Source organism: Bacillus sp. SIMBA_026 (genome assembly GCF_046535335.1).
GTDB classification, from domain to species: Bacteria; Bacillota; Bacilli; order Bacillales; family Bacillaceae; genus Bacillus; species Bacillus velezensis.
This window is the reverse complement of record NZ_JAWRWX010000510.1, coordinates 1-233: the sequence shown is the minus strand read 5'-3', so window position 1 is coordinate 233 and position 233 is coordinate 1. Positions and strand designations below refer to the sequence as shown.

The 233-nt window shown below is 58.4% G+C and carries 1 protein-coding gene; it reads right to left on the bottom strand.

Annotated elements, in window-relative coordinates; translation table 11 throughout:
• Positions 1–233 (bottom strand): hypothetical protein (locus tag SB847_RS22350; protein ID WP_410578959.1); only part of this gene is annotated, 233 nt, incomplete at both ends.

Genomic DNA, 233 nt, shown 5'->3' with positions numbered 1-233 from the left:
AGTGGACTTGTACCTCAGCCAGGCGCAAGCCATAACCGTAACGGGTCTTGGGCACAGCCAATTTGGGAAGGGTCTTGATGTCCACGATCACGTACTGGGTTTGAACCGGCGCCGGAAGAGGCATCGTCAGTTCCGGGGACGTGAAGCTATTGGTACCGACGAGCTTCGCCCCATCCATCGCTGGGCGATCGTTGGTGAAGACACTGATGCTTCCACCAGAACCCCCCAGCTGG